At 58.6% G+C, this 16,592-nt stretch carries 17 protein-coding genes; 8 read left to right on the top strand and 9 right to left on the bottom strand.

Annotated elements, in window-relative coordinates; genetic code table 11:
- Positions 1 to 396 (bottom strand): TetR/AcrR family transcriptional regulator (locus RW65_RS00925; RefSeq protein ID WP_039054778.1); only part of this gene is annotated, 396 nt, incomplete at its 3' end.
- 110 nt (positions 397 to 506) lie between these two features.
- Here RW65_RS00925 and RW65_RS00920 point away from each other — a divergent pair.
- Positions 507 to 1,250 (top strand): SDR family NAD(P)-dependent oxidoreductase, encoded by a 744-nt coding sequence (locus RW65_RS00920; RefSeq protein WP_039054777.1) that lies wholly within the window; start codon positions 507 to 509, stop codon positions 1,248 to 1,250.
- A gap of 55 nt (positions 1,251 to 1,305) precedes the next feature.
- On the opposite strand, the gene RW65_RS00915 is transcribed toward RW65_RS00920, so the two are convergent.
- Both RW65_RS00915 and cstA read right to left on the bottom strand, forming a co-directional pair.
- The gene (locus tag RW65_RS00915; protein WP_000460621.1) at positions 1,306 to 1,503 is read right to left on the bottom strand and encodes a YbdD/YjiX family protein; all 198 of its coding nucleotides are present in this window, start codon (positions 1,501 to 1,503) and stop codon (positions 1,306 to 1,308) included.
- A 20-nt stretch (positions 1,504 to 1,523) separates the two neighbouring features.
- Positions 1,524 to 3,629 carry a pyruvate/proton symporter CstA gene (gene cstA, locus RW65_RS00910; RefSeq protein WP_039054776.1) on the bottom strand — a complete coding sequence of 702 codons (2,106 nt, stop codon included), beginning with the start codon at positions 3,627 to 3,629 and terminating at the stop codon, positions 1,524 to 1,526.
- 281 nt (positions 3,630 to 3,910) lie between these two features.
- Between cstA and RW65_RS00905 the strand changes: the two genes are divergently transcribed.
- Genes RW65_RS00905 through RW65_RS00895 form a run of 3 tightly spaced genes read left to right on the top strand, consistent with a single transcriptional unit; the run spans position 3,911 to position 6,216 of the window.
- Positions 3,911 to 4,633, top strand: a complete 723-nt coding sequence (locus tag RW65_RS00905; RefSeq protein ID WP_039054775.1) for a nucleoside recognition domain-containing protein — start codon at positions 3,911 to 3,913, stop codon at positions 4,631 to 4,633.
- Entirely contained in the window at positions 4,630 to 5,094 is a 465-nt protein-coding gene (locus RW65_RS00900) for a YjiG family protein (RefSeq protein WP_039054774.1), read from the top strand. Before RW65_RS00905 ends, RW65_RS00900 begins: the two co-directional genes overlap by 4 nt.
- A 9-nt stretch (positions 5,095 to 5,103) precedes the next feature.
- Entirely contained in the window at positions 5,104 to 6,216 is a 1,113-nt protein-coding gene (locus tag RW65_RS00895; RefSeq protein ID WP_039054773.1) for a M20 family metallopeptidase, read from the top strand.
- Positions 6,217 to 6,269: 53 nt separating this feature from the next.
- On the opposite strand, the gene entH is transcribed toward RW65_RS00895, so the two are convergent.
- Genes entH through entC form a run of 5 tightly spaced genes read right to left on the bottom strand, consistent with a single transcriptional unit; the run spans position 6,270 to position 11,096 of the window.
- On the bottom strand, positions 6,270 to 6,683 hold the full coding sequence (entH, locus tag RW65_RS00890; RefSeq protein ID WP_039054772.1) for a proofreading thioesterase EntH: 414 nt from the start codon (positions 6,681 to 6,683) through the stop codon (positions 6,270 to 6,272).
- Positions 6,684 to 7,439: a 2,3-dihydro-2,3-dihydroxybenzoate dehydrogenase EntA gene (gene entA, locus RW65_RS00885; RefSeq protein WP_039054771.1), complete on the bottom strand. Its 756-nt coding sequence runs from the start codon at positions 7,437 to 7,439 to the stop codon at positions 6,684 to 6,686.
- Positions 7,439 to 8,290 carry an isochorismatase gene (locus RW65_RS00880; RefSeq protein ID WP_039054770.1) on the bottom strand — a complete coding sequence of 284 codons (852 nt, stop codon included), beginning with the start codon at positions 8,288 to 8,290 and terminating at the stop codon, positions 7,439 to 7,441. Before RW65_RS00880 ends, entA begins: the two co-directional genes overlap by 1 nt.
- 10 nt (positions 8,291 to 8,300) lie before the next feature.
- Positions 8,301 to 9,911, bottom strand: coding sequence for a (2,3-dihydroxybenzoyl)adenylate synthase EntE (entE, locus tag RW65_RS00875; protein ID WP_039054769.1), 1,611 nt, complete (start codon positions 9,909 to 9,911; stop codon positions 8,301 to 8,303).
- A gap of 9 nt (positions 9,912 to 9,920) precedes the next feature.
- Positions 9,921 to 11,096, bottom strand: coding sequence for an isochorismate synthase EntC (gene entC / locus RW65_RS00870; protein WP_039054768.1), 1,176 nt, complete (start codon positions 11,094 to 11,096; stop codon positions 9,921 to 9,923).
- A gap of 225 nt (positions 11,097 to 11,321) precedes the next feature.
- On the opposite strand from entC, the gene fepB reads away from it, so the two are divergent.
- Positions 11,322 to 12,242, top strand: coding sequence for a Fe2+-enterobactin ABC transporter substrate-binding protein (gene fepB / locus RW65_RS00865; protein ID WP_052250248.1), 921 nt, complete (start codon positions 11,322 to 11,324; stop codon positions 12,240 to 12,242).
- Here the strand turns inward: fepB and entS are convergent, their stop codons facing one another.
- Positions 12,243 to 13,484 carry an enterobactin transporter EntS gene (gene entS, locus RW65_RS00860; protein ID WP_039054766.1) on the bottom strand — a complete coding sequence of 414 codons (1,242 nt, stop codon included), beginning with the start codon at positions 13,482 to 13,484 and terminating at the stop codon, positions 12,243 to 12,245.
- A gap of 112 nt (positions 13,485 to 13,596) precedes the next feature.
- Between entS and fepD the strand changes: the two genes are divergently transcribed.
- Genes fepD through fepC form a run of 3 tightly spaced genes read left to right on the top strand, consistent with a single transcriptional unit; the run spans position 13,597 to position 16,387 of the window.
- Positions 13,597 to 14,601: a Fe(3+)-siderophore ABC transporter permease gene (gene fepD, locus RW65_RS00855; protein WP_039054765.1), complete on the top strand. Its 1,005-nt coding sequence runs from the start codon at positions 13,597 to 13,599 to the stop codon at positions 14,599 to 14,601.
- Positions 14,598 to 15,590, top strand: coding sequence for an iron-enterobactin ABC transporter permease (gene fepG, locus RW65_RS00850; protein ID WP_039054764.1), 993 nt, complete (start codon positions 14,598 to 14,600; stop codon positions 15,588 to 15,590). The genes fepD and fepG overlap by 4 nt, the downstream gene beginning before the upstream one ends.
- Positions 15,587 to 16,387, top strand: a complete 801-nt coding sequence (gene fepC / locus RW65_RS00845; RefSeq protein WP_039054763.1) for an iron-enterobactin ABC transporter ATP-binding protein — start codon at positions 15,587 to 15,589, stop codon at positions 16,385 to 16,387. Before fepG ends, fepC begins: the two co-directional genes overlap by 4 nt.
- Positions 16,388 to 16,592 lie beyond the last annotated feature (205 nt).

The following is a 16,592-nucleotide window of genomic DNA, read 5'->3' as shown; positions in this document are numbered from 1 at the left end:
CCCGCCGATACGCAGCTGCCGAACCCGTTCACCCAGCCGTTCGTGGCCTTCGCTGGCAACCGCCGACAAGGTCACCATACAGCCGTGGGGCAAATCGCAGCGGGTTAGGGTTTCCGCCGAACGTTCCAGCCAATGGGCAATCGCTTGTTTCGCCGATGGCTCGCTTTGCATATCGCCCCAGATCGCGGGGGCAATGCACTGTTCATAGTGCCGCAACACTTCATCATAGAGATCTTCTTTGCTGCCAAACGCCGCATACAGGCTGGGGGATTTAATGCCCATCGCCTCATAGAGATCGCTCATGGAAGTGGCGGTGTAACCCTTCTGCCAGAAGAGCTTCATCGCTTTATTCAGTGCATCGGTACGATCAAATTCCCGTGGTCTTCCGCGGCTCACTGAGGCCTCCTCTCATTTTGTGCTGATCGATATATTAATCCTATTGACGAAAGGATGAAAGCCTGTTTATTTTAATTATGTATCAATCGACACATAAATCTGGAGCAACTATGTCACATTCACTTGCAGGTAAACGCGCGCTGGTCACCGGTGCGAGCCGAGGTTTAGGAAAAGCGATAGCCTTAACGCTGGCGCGCGAAGGCGCAGACGTGGCTATCACCTGGGAAAAATCTGCCCAGAAAGCGCAGGCGGTGGTTGAAGAGATTCGAGCAGCAGGCGGTAACGGTGTGGCGATTCAGGCCGATAGCGCGAACCCGCAGGCCGCGCGCGAAGCCGTCGCTAAAGCCGTTGAGCAGCTTGGCGGGCTGGATATTCTGGTCAATAACGCCGGTATCGCCCGCGCAGGTCAGTTAGAAGCGATGTCGCAGGAGGATATCGATGCGCTGATTAACGTCAATATTCGCGGCGTGATTTATACCACCCAGGCGGCGATCCCCCATCTGCCGCAAGGCGGGCGCATTATTAATATCGGCAGCAGCCTCTCCGATCGCGTGCCGTTTACGGACATCACCGTTTACTCAATGACCAAATCGGCGCTGAACTCCTTAACCCGCGGGCTGGCACGGGATCTGGGTCCGCGCGGGATCACCGTCAATATGGTGAAACCCGGCTCAACGGATAGCGATATGAACCCGGCGGATGGTGAAAACGCGGATGAACAGCGCCGCTTAATTGCGCTGGGTCATTATGGCGAAGCGCAGGATATCGCCGAGGCCGTGGCTTTCCTCGCCAGCCCGGCGGCAAAACAGATAACCGGTACCGATATTGTGGTCGACGGCGGCGCAAACGCCTGATTAATAAGCAAAGAAAAAGCGGCGCCGTTGCGCCGCCTTTTTATTTATCCAGGCATTAACAGCAGCGTGCGCCGCCTTTACCGCCGTAGCGCGCATCCTGGCGCTCGCGGAAAAATTCCTCGTAGGTCATTGGCGTCTGATCCGGATGCGTCACGCGCATATGCTCGACATAATTGTCATAGTCCGGAACGCCGATCATCATCTTCGCCGCCTGGCCCAGGTACTTCCCGGCTTTTGAAAGCGTATCGAACATCGATCCTCCCAGTCTAGCGATTAATGAACACTTTTAGCCTGGCCGACAATCTGCTCAACGTTGTCCGGCATCGGCTGATACGGCGTCTCTTTTGCCGTCGGCGCCCCCTCTTTTAGCGCCGCCAGCGCGGTTTTCAGCGAGTAGAACGCCAGTACCACGACCACGACCATAAAGAAAATCGTCAGTCCGGCATCCAGACGGTTGTTAAACACCAGCTGCGCCAGCTGGGAAGAGGTATATTGCGCCGGAATATTACCGCTGTCGATCATCGACTGGAACTTATTGGCAATCGCCAGGAAACCCACTTTCGCATCCGGGCTAAAGGCCTTTTGCCAGCCGGCAGTCAGCGTACAGACCAGCAGCCAGGCGGTCGGCAGCAGCGCTACCCAGGCGTAACGCTGGCGTTTCATTTTGAATAGCACTACCGCGCAGAGCATCAGTGCCATGCCCGCCAGCATCTGGTTGGCAATACCAAACAGCGGCCACAGGGTATTGATACCGCCGAGAGGATCGACTACGCCCTGATGAAGGAAATAGCCCCACGCCAGTACGCACAGCCCGGTTGCCAGCAGGTTGGCGGGCAGCGATTCCGTCCGTTTCAGCGTCGGTGAAATTACCCCCAGCAGATCCTGCAGCATAAAACGCGCCGCGCGCGTACCGGCATCCACCGCGGTTAAAATAAACAGCGCTTCAAACAGAATGGCGAAGTGATACCAGAAGGAGACATCCATTAAGCCGCCAAGGGCACCGTGCAGAATGTACGCCATGCCCACCGCCAGCGTCGGCGCACCGCCCGCGCGGGAGATGATCGACTGCTCACCCACTTCTGTGGCGATCTGCTTGAGGGCATCCGGGGTAATTGAGAAGCCCCAACCGCTGACCACCTGCGCCGCCGATGCCACCACATCTACCGTGCCCGCAGGGGCTAACACCGCCATCGGGCTGTTCATGGCAAAGTAGACGCCCGGATCGATAATGCAGGCGGAGACCAGCGCCATTATCGCCACAAACGACTCCATCAACATGCCGCCGTAACCGATAAAACACGCCTGCCCTTCGCTGGCGAGCATCTTCGGTGTAGTACCGGAGGAGATCAGCGCATGGAAACCGGAGACCGCGCCGCAGGCAATGGTAATAAACAGGAACGGGAAGAGATTACCGGTCCACACCGGCCCTGTGCCATCAACAAACTTGGTCAGCGCTGGCATGGTGAGCGTCGGACGCATAATCAGAATGCCAATCGCCAGCCCAATAATGGTGCCGATTTTCAGGAAGGTAGAGAGGTAATCGCGCGGTGCGAGCAGCAGCCACACCGGCAGTACCGAGGCGATAAAACCGTAGCCCACCAGCATCCAGGTCAGCTGCACACCGGTAAAATCAAACAGCGGTGCCCAGCCTGGGCTTGCGGCCACCCAGCCGCCGGAAATAATGGCAAACACCAGCAGTACCAGGCCAATCACCGACACTTCGCCAATACGTCCCGGGCGCAGATAGCGAATATAAACGCCCATAAAAATCGCCAGCGGAATGGTAAAGGCAACGGTGTAGGTTCCCCACGGGCTGTGAGTCAGCGCTTTAACGACAATCATCGCCAACACCGCGAGGATAATCACCATGATCATAAAGGTCGCCACCAGCGCAATCACGCCGACGGTCGCCCCCATCTCTTCTTTCACCATCTCGCCAAGGGATCGCCCATCGCGGCGGGTAGAGATAAACAACACCATAAAGTCCTGCACCGCACCGGCCAGCACCACGCCCGCGAGGATCCAGATCATACCGGGGAGATAACCCATTTGTGCCGCCAGCACCGGGCCGACCAGCGGACCGGCACCGGCGATCGCCGCAAAATGGTGGCCGAACAGCACTTTCTTATCCGTCGGCACATAGTCGAGGCCATCGTTATAGCGCACCGCCGGGGTCATGCGCGTCGGATCAACCTGCAGCACATTTTTGGCGATAAAGAGGCCGTAAAAACGGTAAGCAATAAGGTAGATACAGACTGCGGCAACCACTATCCACAGCGCGTTGATCTGTTCGCCCCGATTCAATGCGATATAGCCCAGCGCAAATGCTGCCACGATGGCGAGCACGGCCCAGACAAGGTATTTCCCTGCGTTATTCATCGTTGTTATCCGTCAGTGAGAAACAGTGAGATGTTACATTTTGTTTCTAGATCACTGTATAAAAATTAACAACTTTGAAACGCAATTATGTGGCGTCAGACCAGACATTTACACCACAGTGTTAAGTCGATCACTTTCCCTCCTTCTAACCTGCTCTTTCGCTTCACATTTTTGCATTCTCGCGGGCTCTGTGGCGTTACCGACATGATTTATATCATCTTTTTTGCATCAAACATCGCCAGAATAAGCCTGCGCATTCGCGCACTAACAAGGAAAAGGAAATGAACAGTTCAATACCTAAGGACCAAAAGGTGGGTATCGGCGCCTATTTTGCGCTGGCCTTCGCCGCCGTCTTTTTCTCCGGCCTGTTGGGCGGAAAAGAGTGGTACGGCGTGTTTGATTTCACCACCCTCAACGGCGCTTTCGGCAAAGTGGTCAGTAAGGCCAGCCTTGACGATGGCGCACTTATTACCGCCACCAGCGCCTTTCGCGGCACCGGCGGCAGCGGCGCAATGGACGGTTTTCTGTTTGCGCTGGGGCTGATCCCGGCCGTGATGTTCGCCCTCGGCATGATCAACGTGCTTGAGCATTACGGCGCGCTGCGTGCCGCACGCAAACTGCTTACCCCGCTGCTTCGCCCGTTGCTGGGCATTCCTGGCACCGCCGGGCTTGCGATGATTGGCAGCCTGCAAAGTACCGATGTCGGCGCGTCCCTGACCCGCAACCTCGCCGATGAAGGGCTTATTAGCGAAAGCGAGAAAGATGTCTTTGCCATGTTCCAGTTCTCGGCGGGGGCGATGATCACTAACTTTTTCTCCTCCGGCGCAATCCTCTTTACGCTGATCGCCGCTGACGGCACGGCGGCGGTACCCGCCTCAATTGGCGCCTGCATCGCGGTGATGTTTGTGATGAAAATTGTCGGTGCCAACCTGATGCGCCTGGCGCTGAAATTCACTAACAAAGACGCCACCGGCGAGCCGCAGGCAAAAGGAGAAACCGCATGAGCGCCCCACAATCGAATCCCGTTATCACCGATGTCTTTGTTGAAGGCGCACGTAAAGGCTGGAGCATCGCGACCGGCAGCACGCTGCCCAACGTGGTGATGGCTTTTATTATCATCAAAGCCCTTGAAATCACCGGCGCGTTGAAAGGGCTGGGAATTATTTTCGCCCCGTTGATGGGGCTGTTTGGCCTGCCGGGCGAAGCCGCCGCCGTACTGATTGGCGGCTGGATGTCGATGGGCGGCGGTATCGGCGTGGCGATTGGCCTGTTCGACAAAGGTATTATCAGCGGCGAACACCTGGCGATCCTCGCCCCGGCCATCTATCTGATGGGCTCGCAGATCCAATATCTGGGGCGCATTCTTGGTGTTATTGGCACCCGCGGTAAACGTATCCCCCTGATGATCGTCATTTCAGTCATTAACGCCTTTTTAGCCATGCTGCTGATGCGCATTATTCTCTAAGGATTAACCATGAATCTTGACCACTATATTGAAGAACTGAAAAGCCTGGTAAATGTCGATTGCGGCACCCACACGTTGGAGGGCGTCGCGACCGTCGCCGGGACCATTCGCGCGCTCTGGCAGGCGGAAGGCTGGCATACCCGGCAGGTCGATCTTGGCGATAACGTCGGCCCCGGCGTGTTTGTCTGCAACAACCCCAGCGCAACCCATTTTGATGTGCTGCTGGTCGGTCATCTGGATACGGTTTTTGCCCCCGGCACCGTTGCGCAGCGTCCATTAACCCAGGATGACAGCCGTATTTATGGCCCCGGCGTTTCGGATATGAAAAGCGGCCTGCTAAATATTCTCTGGGCGATGCGCGGGCTGGATGAGGCCGACAAATCGCGTCTGTCGATCGCGGTGGCGATGAATCCTGATGAAGAGACCGGCTCGGTTTACTCTCACGAATGGATTGGCGAGCTGGCCCAGCGTTCTCGCTGCGTGCTGGTGTGCGAAGCCGCGCGTGCGGACGGCTCACTGGTGAAAGCGCGCAAGGGTATGGCGGGTTACCATCTCACCTTTAGCGGCGTAGCGGCGCACGCCGGTAACGATCCTGAAAAAGGCCGTTCGGCGATTACCGCGCTGGCTCATAGCATTACCGCGATCAACGCCCTGACGGACTGGCAGCGCGGCACCACCCTTAACGTTGGCGTTATCAACGGCGGCAGCGCGGCCAACGTGGTTGCCGACCAGGCGACAGCGGAGCTGGATGTGCGTTTTTGGGAAAACGACGAATATGACCGCGTCAACAGCGCGCTGCAAGCCTTGTGTGAAAAGGGCTTTTTAGACGGCGTAACCACGACTCTCAAACGGGTGAATCACAAACCAGCAATGGCGGCGAGTGAAGCCACGCAGGCGCTAATGCAGCAGGTTGAACGGGCAGGTATTGAGGAGAATATCTCTATCACCTGGCAGGCGGTTGGCGGCGGCAGCGACGCTAACCACACGGCGGCGCTCGGTATTCCGACGCTGGATGGCTTAGGCCCGATTGGCGCAGGCTTCCACAGCCCGGCGGAGTGGCTGGATAAAGCCTCGATTGAACCGCGCATCCGCTTGTTGCGCCGCGTCGTTTCGATGCTCTGATAGCCACGCTTTACCCCGCGCCACGACGGGTGCGGGGTAAAACTTTTTTCACCCTAGCCTAAGACCATCGTGCTCAGGCGGCAGGTACAGCAGCGCCGCCCCTGCTCGTCAAATACCACGATCTCCCAGCTCTGGCTCTGCCGCCCGAGGTGCAACGGCTGACAGACGCCGCGCACTCTGCCCTGCGAGACCGCACGATGATGGGTGGCGTTCAGCTCGGTTCCCACCACGTTCTGCCCGTCGCGGGTCATCAGAAAACCAGCCATCGATCCCAGGGTTTCCGCCAGCGCCGCTGATGCGCCGCCGTGCAGCAAGCCAAAGGGCTGATGTGTGCGGCTATCGACCGGCATCTCCGCTTCGAGAAAATCATCCCCGATACGGGTATAGACAATCGCCAGATGCTTCACCAGCGTGTTGTCGCTGGTGGCGTTCAGCTCATCAAGGGTGACGTGACGTTTCCAGATCATCTAGGCCCCCAGCGTTGAGCCGCCATCCACCACAATATCCTGCAGGGTGATATGGCTTGCCAGATCGGAGGCGAGGAACAAAATAGTGTTCGCCACTTCCTGCGGACGGGCGATTTTACCCAGCGGAATGCCCAGTTTGAACTGTTCGCCAAAGCCGCGAATCCGTTGCTGCTCTGCATCATCGCTTAGCCATAGGGTGCGCTGCATATCCGTATCCGTCGAGCCCGGTGAGACAATGTTACAGCGCACGCCGCTGCCCGCCAGCTCCAGCCCGACGGTCAGCGCCAGGCTTTTCAGCGCCGCTTTTGACGCCCCATAAGCGCTCATGCCGATGCGCGGCGTGTGTGCCGCGTCCGACGCCACGGTGACAATCGCCCCACCCTGCTGACGCCGGAACTGGCCCATCGTCTGCTGGAACAGGTTAAACGCACCGCCGACGTTGACGGCGAAGGTTTGCTGCCACGCCTCTGCCGCGAGTTGGTCCGTAGCCCCCATGCGCAGAATACCCGCCGCGTTAACCAGCACATCGAGTCGCTCAATGGAGGCCAGCAAACGCCCGCACACCTCAGCGGTCTCGGCGTGTTCCGCCACGTTCAGCACTTCGGTAGCGAAAGGATAGTCCGCCGCCGGGAAAGCCAGATCGAAACCCGTCACCTGCGCGCCCGCTTTTTCAAACGCCAGTGCGGTAGCATAACCAATCCCTTTGCCCGCTCCGGTGACCCAAACCGTTTTGCCGGTAAAATCAATACCGGCCATCACTGCACCTCGCGGGAAAGCAGCGCCCACCAGGCATCAATAGTCGGGTTTTTCGCCAGCATGACAAAATCAATATCGCCATGCACTTTACGCCAGCGCGCGGCAAGAGCCATCATGCGCACGGAATCCAGGCCGTAGTCGATCAGGTTTTCATCATCCAGCGGCTCGTCGGACTCATCCAGCAGCGGCAGGATCAGCGCACGCAACGCCGCTTTGCTTGCCGGGACGGGCAATAACTCCTGCGTCAGCACGACGCGCCCGGAACGTCCGGCGACATAGTTCAGCGACATCAAATGCTCGTCACGGCTGAAATCCGCCAGCGCATCGGCCACCATAAAGGGTTTGATATCGCGCATAAACGCATCCGTGGCGGTGGTCATACACCCAATGTGCGAATAGACCCCGGTGATCAACAACTGGTTACGGCCGGTCTCTTTAAGCATCTGCTCCAGCGGCGAGCGGTGAAACGCGCTGTAGCGCCACTTCACCAGCACCGTATCGGCTTCATCGGGCGTAAGTTCGGCGACGATTTTTTGCTGTTCCGGCAAACGGGTTAAGCCCGGCCCCCACATATCATTCAGCAGCGCGCGATCCTCATCATTCTGCTCTTTCGGCTGCGCCGTGTAGTAGACCGGGATATGGTGCTGTTTGCAGAAATCGCGCAGGGCGGCGATATTCGCGACCACCTGCTGCATCATCGGGCAGTTTTCGCCCCAGAAGTTAACAAAGTAATCCTGCATATCATGAATCAGCAGCGCCGCACGCTCCGGCTCGAAGGGCCAACTGACTTTATTTTCCGGGATATCGGCTGCGGTGGGCAGCGCGTAGCCCTGTAATTTTGGAATGGCCATCTTTTCTCCTCTACAGCGGCGCGCGTTGCGCTAGCCACTGACGTAACTGTTTTTTATCAACCTTACCCACCGGCGTCAGCGGCAGCGCATCGAGGCACTCCACGCGATCCGGCAGCTTGAACTCGGCGACCCCCTGCTCGCGCAGAAAACGGCGAACTGCCACCGCGCGTATCGGCGTTTTCACCACCAGATAAGCGCAGCTCTTTTCCCCGAGCAGGCTATCTTCCATGCTGACCAGCGCGGCGTGGATCACCGACTCATGCCGCAGCAACAGGTTTTCGATCTCTTCGGCAGCGATCTTTTCCCCGCCGCGATTGATCTGATCTTTTTCGCGCCCCTGTACGGTGATATAGCCCTGTTCATCAATGGAGATCAGATCGCCGGAGCAGTAAAACCCGTGGTCGTCAAAGGCGCTGGCATTGTGTTCCGGGCTGTTAAAATAGCCGCGAAAGGTATACGGGCCGCGCGTCATCAGGCGACCGACGTGACCCGGCGGCAGCACGTGGCCGTTTTCATCTGCCACCCACACTTCATCATCGGGGCACATCGGACGGCCCTGGGTATGAATAATGCGTTCAAAGGGATCGTCCAGCCGGGTGTAGTTCACCAGCCCTTCCGCCATACCGAAAACCTGCTGCAGCTGGCAGCCGATCTCCGCCGGAATGCGCGTAGCAAGGGTTGCCGACAGGCGCGCGCCACCCACCTGTAACAGGCGCAACGAGGCCAGCTGTGCGTTGCTGCCCCACTCGGCAATGGCCTGCAACCACAGGCTCACCGCAGGCGGTACCAGCGCAGTCACGTTAATCTGGTGTTTTTCAATCAGCGGGAAGCAGAGCGTGGCGCTCGGATCCGCCGCTAACACTACGCAACCTTCGGCGTGAAACACGCCCAGCGCACCCGGTGAACTGAGGGGATAGTTATGTGCCGCCGGGAGCGCGCAGAGGTAGCGGGTTTGCGCGTTGAAGCCGCAGATCTCATTGCTGCGCACAATGCTGTAGTAGTAATCATTGTGCGTGCGGGGGATCAGCTTTGGCGTACCGGTACTGCCACCGGAAAGCTGGAAAAACGCCACTTCATCGGCGGGCGTCGGCGTGGCGATAAGGTTATCCGCCGGGCGGGCAATGGCCTGTTCCAGCGACTGCTCGCCGCTGTCACCGCGCAGCAGCACCGCACGCACCGACGAGCGCTCAGCGACAAAAGCGTTGAGGAAACGGTCATCGGTAAACAGCCCATGTTCGCGATCGGCAATCAGCAGCGCCGGTTCGATTTGCGCCGCGTAGGCGTTTAGCTCGCTGCGCTGGTGGCTGAATAGCGCGTTTACCGGCGCAACGCCGATTTTCAGTAGCGCAAAGAAGGTGATGTAGAACTCGCTGACGTTACCCAGCTGTATCAGCGCGGTGTCGCCACGGTGGATACCCAGCGCCTGGAGTGAGCAGGCCAGATTGTCGGATGCATCATTGAGCTGGCGATAGCTATAACGGCGCTCGCCGTCGATCACCGCCGTGGCATCGCTGTGCTTATGGCGGGTCAAAATATCGCTAAGCGGCAGATCCTGCCAGTAACCTTTGTCACGGTAACGGCGAGCAAAATCCTCCGGCCAGCGGGTAAAAGGAAGGGTCATTATTTTTCCTCAGTGCAAACCAAATGCATTCAGCATGGTGGTCAGCTTGACGCCGGTTTCGCGCCACTCCGCCAGCGGTGAAGAGGCCGGGACAATGCCTGCGCCCGCGAACAGGCGAACATTTTTATCGTGAATACGTGCGCAGCGGATAGTGACCACCCACTCGCCATTCCCTTCTGCGTCGCACCAGCCGACGATGCCGCCAAACAGCTCGCGGTTGAACGGCTCCAGTTCGGCAATCACCTGTTTCGCCACCAGATGCGGGAAGCCGCTCAGCGCAGGCGTCGGGTGCAGCAGGCAGGCCAGACTCAGGGCGTTTTCGCCCGCCAGCGCAGTACCTTCAATCGGCGTCGCCAGATGCCACAGCGTCGGCGTGTTAACCAGCTGCGGCGTCTCCGGCAGCGTCAGGGTTTTGCTGCGCGGCTGCAGGACCTTTTTCATCGCCTGCGTTACCAGTTCGTGTTCGTGGCGGTCTTTTTCAGATGCCAGCAGTTTGTTACCCGCTTCGCGGTCGAGAAGATCGTCGGGCTGACGACGCGCGGAACCGGCCAGCGGCAGGGAGCTAAAGCGCTCCTGCTCTTTGCGCAGCAGCAGTTCCGGGCTTGCCCCTAACAGTGCGCCGCCATCGGGCAGCGGAACATGGAAGTTAAAACTGGCGGGGTTCTGGGCAATCAGGCGCTCAAGCAGCACGCCGCTGTCGATGCGTTTGTCGGTAGCAATCTCAATCAGCCGGGAAAGCACCACTTTGTCGACTTCCGGCGTGGCGGTGCGGGCGGCGGCGCTCGCCACCATCTGCATAAACGCATCCTGCCCCGGTATCTCTTGCTGCGATGTGACGTTTGGCATCGCGCCGCTGTGGAAATAGCGCGCCGAGCGCTGTTTCGTCGGGCGGGAGAAAGTTTGCCAGGTCTGCGGGATAAACAGCGCCGAAGGCTGCGTGGTGTCGAAGGGGATCGCCCCTACCATGATTGGGTGGGCTATGCCCTGCGCTTTGGCGTTAGCAAAGGCCTGCGCCAGTTTTTGCTGAAACGCGCTCTCTGGCGCATCGCCGCCGGCGGCCGGCTCGCTGAAACGCGCCACGCACCCGGAAGTGGTAAAGCTGCGATACGGCGACATAAAGAAAAACTGGTCCGCCGCCAGCGTGCTGGCAGAGTGCTGGGTTTCCTCAGCCATTGACATTTCCATATCATCCCCCAAGACGATAAGTGAACTAATAATGATTATCATTAGTGTTAATCGGCGGCTAAGATAAGAATTTATTACTAATTCTGTCAATAGCAGATTGTTCGTTTAGGTTGCTAATGCTTGCATCCTCACAACTCAACGATGAAAATGAGAAGCATTAACTCCAGCAAATACAGGATATGCGCAGTGAAATACTCTTTTTTAGGTTTTAAGCACCTGCTGTTTATGGGTATTTTTGTTTTAGGAATAACCTCAGCGTCGGCGGCGGAGTGGCCGCGGCAGATAACCGACAGTCGCGGTAGCCATACCCTTACCAGCCAGCCGCTGCGTATTGTCTCGACCAGCGTGACCCTTACCGGCTCGCTGCTGGCGATTGACGCACCGGTGGTAGCCAGCGGTGCCACCACGCCGAATAACCGTTTTGCCGACGATCAGGGCTTTTTGCGCCAGTGGGGCGAGATCGCCAGGCAGCGCAACGTTGCGCGGTTGTATATCGGTGAGCCGAATGCGGAAGCCGTTGCCGCGCAGATGCCAGATTTGATCCTGATTAGCGCCACCGGCGGCGACTCTGCCCTGGCGCTGTATGACCAGCTTTCGACCATTGCACCGACGCTGGTTATCAACTACGACGATAAAAGCTGGCAGGAACTGCTGAAACAGCTTGGTGAGATAACCGGACATGAAAAAGAGGCGACCGCCAGAATTGACCAGTTCAACCAGCAGCTTGCGCAGGTTAAAGCACAAATCAAACTGCCGCCGCAGCCGGTGAGCGCGCTGGTCTATACTCCGGCGGCACACGGCGCAAACCTGTGGACCGAAGAGTCGGCGCAGGGCAAATTGATGCAGCAGTTGGGCTTCGCACTGGCACCGCTACCGGCGAATTTGCACACCAGTCAGAGCCAGGGTAAACGCCACGATATCGTGCAACTGGGAGGGGAAAACCTCGCTGCGGGGTTGAACGGCGAATCGCTGTTCCTGTTTGCCAGCGACCAGAAAGAGGCCGACGCCCTGAGCCAAAATCCGCTGCTGGCGCACCTTTCTGCAGTGCAAAGCCATCGCGTATACGCCCTGGGCGCAGAGACCTTCCGTCTTGACTACTATAGCGCCACCCGCGTGTTAGAACGTTTGTCGACGCTGTTTGGTTAATCAGGCTTCGGTGGCGGGCGGCGTCTGGCGAAAACGGCGCAGCTCGCCCAGCATTACCACCAGCAACACACCGATTATCGCCAGCACAAAACCGCTGATGCTCGCCGACGAGGCGGGCGTCATCATCGATCCCATCGCTCCCAATAGCGCCGCGCCGATGGCGTCGCCGGTTACGTTTTGCGCCGTCCATAAGCCGTTAATCCGCCCCAGCATCCCTTCCGGCGTTTGCGTTTGCAGCAGCGTATATTGCAGGAGTGAACTCACCGCCGTCAACCAGCCGCACAGCGCCAGAAACAGCACGCCGAGGGACCAGACCGGCATCAGGCTGAACAGACCGATAGCGATAAACGCGCCCACGGCGGCAACCAGCATAATCACGCCGGGCCGCTCGCTGTGCACCAGCCTGCCGCTGGTTAACGCGCCGATAGCAGCCCCTAATGGCAGCGCGGCATACAGCACGCCGATTTCCGCCGCCGACATCTGCCAGCTTATCGCTAACGCCGGATAGAGCACGCGCACCGCGCTCGCCATCGTCAGCAGGCCGCCAAGCAGCGCGATGCCGCCAATCAGCGGGTTTTTCAGTAAGAATTGCAGTGCGCTAAGCAGGGATTTCAACGGATGTTCACGGGGCTGTGGTGGCGGTGGCAACGCAGGAAGGGTGAGTAATGGCAGCAGGGTAATAAAGGTTCCCGCCGCGGCAAGGCCGTAGTTCCAGGAAACGCCGCCGGTCGCCAGTAACAGACCGCCGCACATCGGTGAGATCACCGAGCCGAGCCGCACCGTTAACATCGTAATGGCTCCGGCATGCATTAAATTTTCGCGCCCCACCAGCGCAGGCGTCGCGGCAAGCAGCGCTGTCACGCCAAGGGCACCGAAAAAACCGTCCCATAAACCGAGCAGGTAGATAGCAATAAGTGAGGGTTCCGGTAACAGCGCATTGAGCCACAGGCCGATAAAGCCGATGCCGCAGGTCGAGCGCGCCAGCAGAATCAATTTTTTGCGCTCGAAACGATCCGCCAGTACACCGCCCAGCATCAGGCCGATAAACATTGCGCTACCGGTCAGCGTAACGGCAAGGCCAACCTGCCAGCTGGAGTGAGTCATCATCTGGATTTGCACCGGTATGGCGACACCGAGTAAACCCAGCGAGAGAATTGAGATAAAACGCGCCAGAAACACCGCACGAAACGCCGGATGCGTACGCAGCAGGCTCAGGTTTAACAGCCAGGATTGTTGCTTCATTACAATGCCTTAAATACACACTTTTTATGTCCATTCGCAGGCCGCGCATGGTAACATATCAAAACAAGATCGATAACGATAATTACTATCATTATCAAATTTGGGACGTTTTATGTCGTGTTCTTCTTTCCCGGCGCGCCCCGTCGCCCTCGCCGGGTTATTGATACTGCTTTTTATCGCCGTTGCACTGAGTCTGTTTATTGGCGCAAAACCGATGCCTGCCGCCGTCGTGATCGATGCCCTGACTGGCGCTTGCCAGAGCGCGGACTGCACCATCATCAAAGACGCCCGTCTGCCGCGTACGCTGGCCGGGTTACTCGCCGGCGGCGCGCTGGGTATTGCCGGGGCGCTGATGCAAACCCTCACGCGCAATCCGCTGGCGGATCCGGGGCTGCTGGGCGTTAACGCCGGAGCCAGTTTCGCCATTGTCCTCGGCGCGGCCCTGCTCGGTGCGGTCTCTCCCGTAGAACAACTGCTGCTGGCCTTTTGCGGCGCGCTGGCGGCATCGTTACTGGTGGCCTTTACCGGCAGCCAGGGCGGCGGACAGCTTAGCCCGGTTCGGCTAACCCTGGCGGGCGTGGCGCTGGCGGCGGTGCTCGAAGGGTTATCCAGCGGTATCTCGCTACTCAACGCCGATGTCTATGACCAGTTGCGCTTCTGGCAGGCCGGTTCCCTCGATATTCGCACCCTGCAAACGCTCAAAATCGTACTGATTCCTGTGCTGCTGGCGGCCGCCTGCGCGCTGCTGCTGAGCCGCGCCCTTAATAGCCTGAGCCTCGGCAGCGATACCGCCACGGCGCTCGGCAGCCGCGTCGCGCGCACCCAGTTGATTGGCCTGGTGGTGATTACCGTGCTATGCGGCAGCGCAACGGCGGTGGTGGGACCGATTGCCTTTATCGGTTTGATGATGCCGCATATGGCGCGCTGGCTGGTGGGCGCGGATCACCGCTGGTCGCTGCCGGTGACGCTGATTGCCACTCCGGCCCTACTGCTTTTCGCCGATATTATCGGCCGCCTGCTGGTTCCCGGCGAGCTGCGGGTTTCCGTGGTCAGCGCCTTTATTGGCGCGCCGGTACTGATTCTGCTGGTTCGCCGCTCGCGCGGAGGCGGATTATGATCGCCCCCTCCCGCCGTTTGATCGCTAGCTGTCTGTTAATGAACGTAGCTGCACTGCTGCTGGCCGCCTGGGGTTTACGCAGCGGTACGGTGACGCTGGCTTTTTCGCAGGTGATTGACGTCCTCACCGGCACTGCGCCGCGCGCCATGCAAATGGTGGTGATGGAGTGGCGCTTGCCGCGCATACTGATGGCGCTGCTGGTGGGCGCGGCATTGGGGGTGAGCGGCGCGATTTTCCAGTCCCTGATGCGTAACCCGCTCGGCAGCCCGGATGTAATGGGATTTAATACCGGCGCATGGAGCGGCGTGCTGGTGGCAATGGTGTTATTTGGTCAGCATTTAACCGCTATCGCGCTGGCAGCCATGGTGGGCGGCATTCTGACGTCGCTGGTGGTTTGGCTGCTGGCCTGGCGCAACGGCATTGAGACCTTCCGCTTGATCATCGTCGGCATTGGCGTGCGCGCCATGCTGGTGGCATTTAATACCTGGCTACTGCTGCATGCGTCGCTGGAAACGGCGCTCTCCGCCGGGCTGTGGAACGCCGGATCCCTTAACGGCTTAACCTGGGCGAAGATCTCCCCTTCCGCGCCGATTATGCTGGTGATGTTTCTCTTCGCCGCCCTGCTGGCACGCCGTCTGCGGCTGCTGGAGATGGGCGATGATACGGCCTGCGCGCTCGGCGTCAGCGTTGAGCGGTCACGTTTGTTGCTGCTGCTGGTGGCCGTTGCCCTAACCGCTGCCGCAACGGCGCTGGCGGGGCCGATTTCGTTTATCGCGCTGGTCGCCCCGCATATTGCCCGTCGGATCAGCGCCACTGCGCGCTGGGGATTAACCCAGTCGGCGCTGTGCGGCGCGGTCCTGTTGCTGCTGGCAGATATGATTGCCCAGCAGGGTTTTACCCCTTATCAGTTGCCGGTTGGCGTGGTGACCGTCAGCCTCGGCGGTATTTACCTGATCGCCTTGTTAATTCAGGAGTCTCGCAAGAAATGACCGATTCATCTGCCCGTTTGCATGGCGAAGCGTTAACTCTCGGCTACGGCAAAAAGATTGTTGCCGAACAGTTAAGCGTGGCCATTCCCGACGGCCATTTCACCGCCATTATCGGTCCTAACGGCTGCGGTAAATCAACCCTGCTGCGCACCTTAAGCCGCCTGATGACGCCCACCCACGGCCAGGTTTATCTCGATGGCGAGCAGATCCAGCGTTACGCCAGCAAAGAGGTGGCGCGCCGCATCGGGCTGCTGGCACAAAACGCCACCACCCCTGGCGATATCACCGTACAGGAGCTGGTTTCCCGCGGGCGCTATCCGCACCAGCCGCTTTTTACCCGCTGGCGCAAAGAGGATGATGACGCGGTGCAGCGTGCCATGCGCGCGACGGGGGTGGAAAATCTGTCCACGCAAAGCGTCGATACCCTTTCCGGCGGCCAGCGCCAGCGGGTGTGGATTGCGATGGTGCTGGCGCAGGAAACCGCCATTATGCTGCTCGATGAGCCGACAACCTGGCTTGATATCAGCTATCAAATCGATCTGCTGGAGTTGTTAAGCGAGCTGAACCGCGAGCAGGGTTATACGCTGGCGGCGGTGCTGCATGATTTAAATCAGGCCTGTCGCTATGCAACGCATTTGATTGCCCTGCGCGATGGCAAAGTGGTGGCGCAGGGTGCGCCAAAAGAGATTGTTACCGCCGAGCTTATCGAAGCGGTGTACGGGATGCGCTGCATGATTATTGAGGATCCGGTTGCGCGGACGCCGCTGGTGGTGCCGCTAGGGCGTTCGGGGGGATAAGTTTAATTTTTGTCTGGGGCGGGGTTCGGAGTTCGGGGTTCGGGTTGAATAATATGCTGCTTTAGTGGGATTGTTCCGTTCACTGGAAGTGTTGCAGTTTCAGAAGCATGACAGACGGTGAACGGGAAAAGGGGGGGCTGCCGTGTATGAACCGGCCACATGGGTAACACTTTAAACCGGGCACATGGGTAACAGGTTATAACAG

It is taken from the genome of Enterobacter sp. Bisph1 (assembly GCF_000814905.1).
In the GTDB taxonomy this organism is placed as follows: Bacteria; Pseudomonadota; Gammaproteobacteria; order Enterobacterales; family Enterobacteriaceae; genus Kosakonia.
This window is presented reverse-complemented; position numbering and strand designations above follow the sequence as displayed.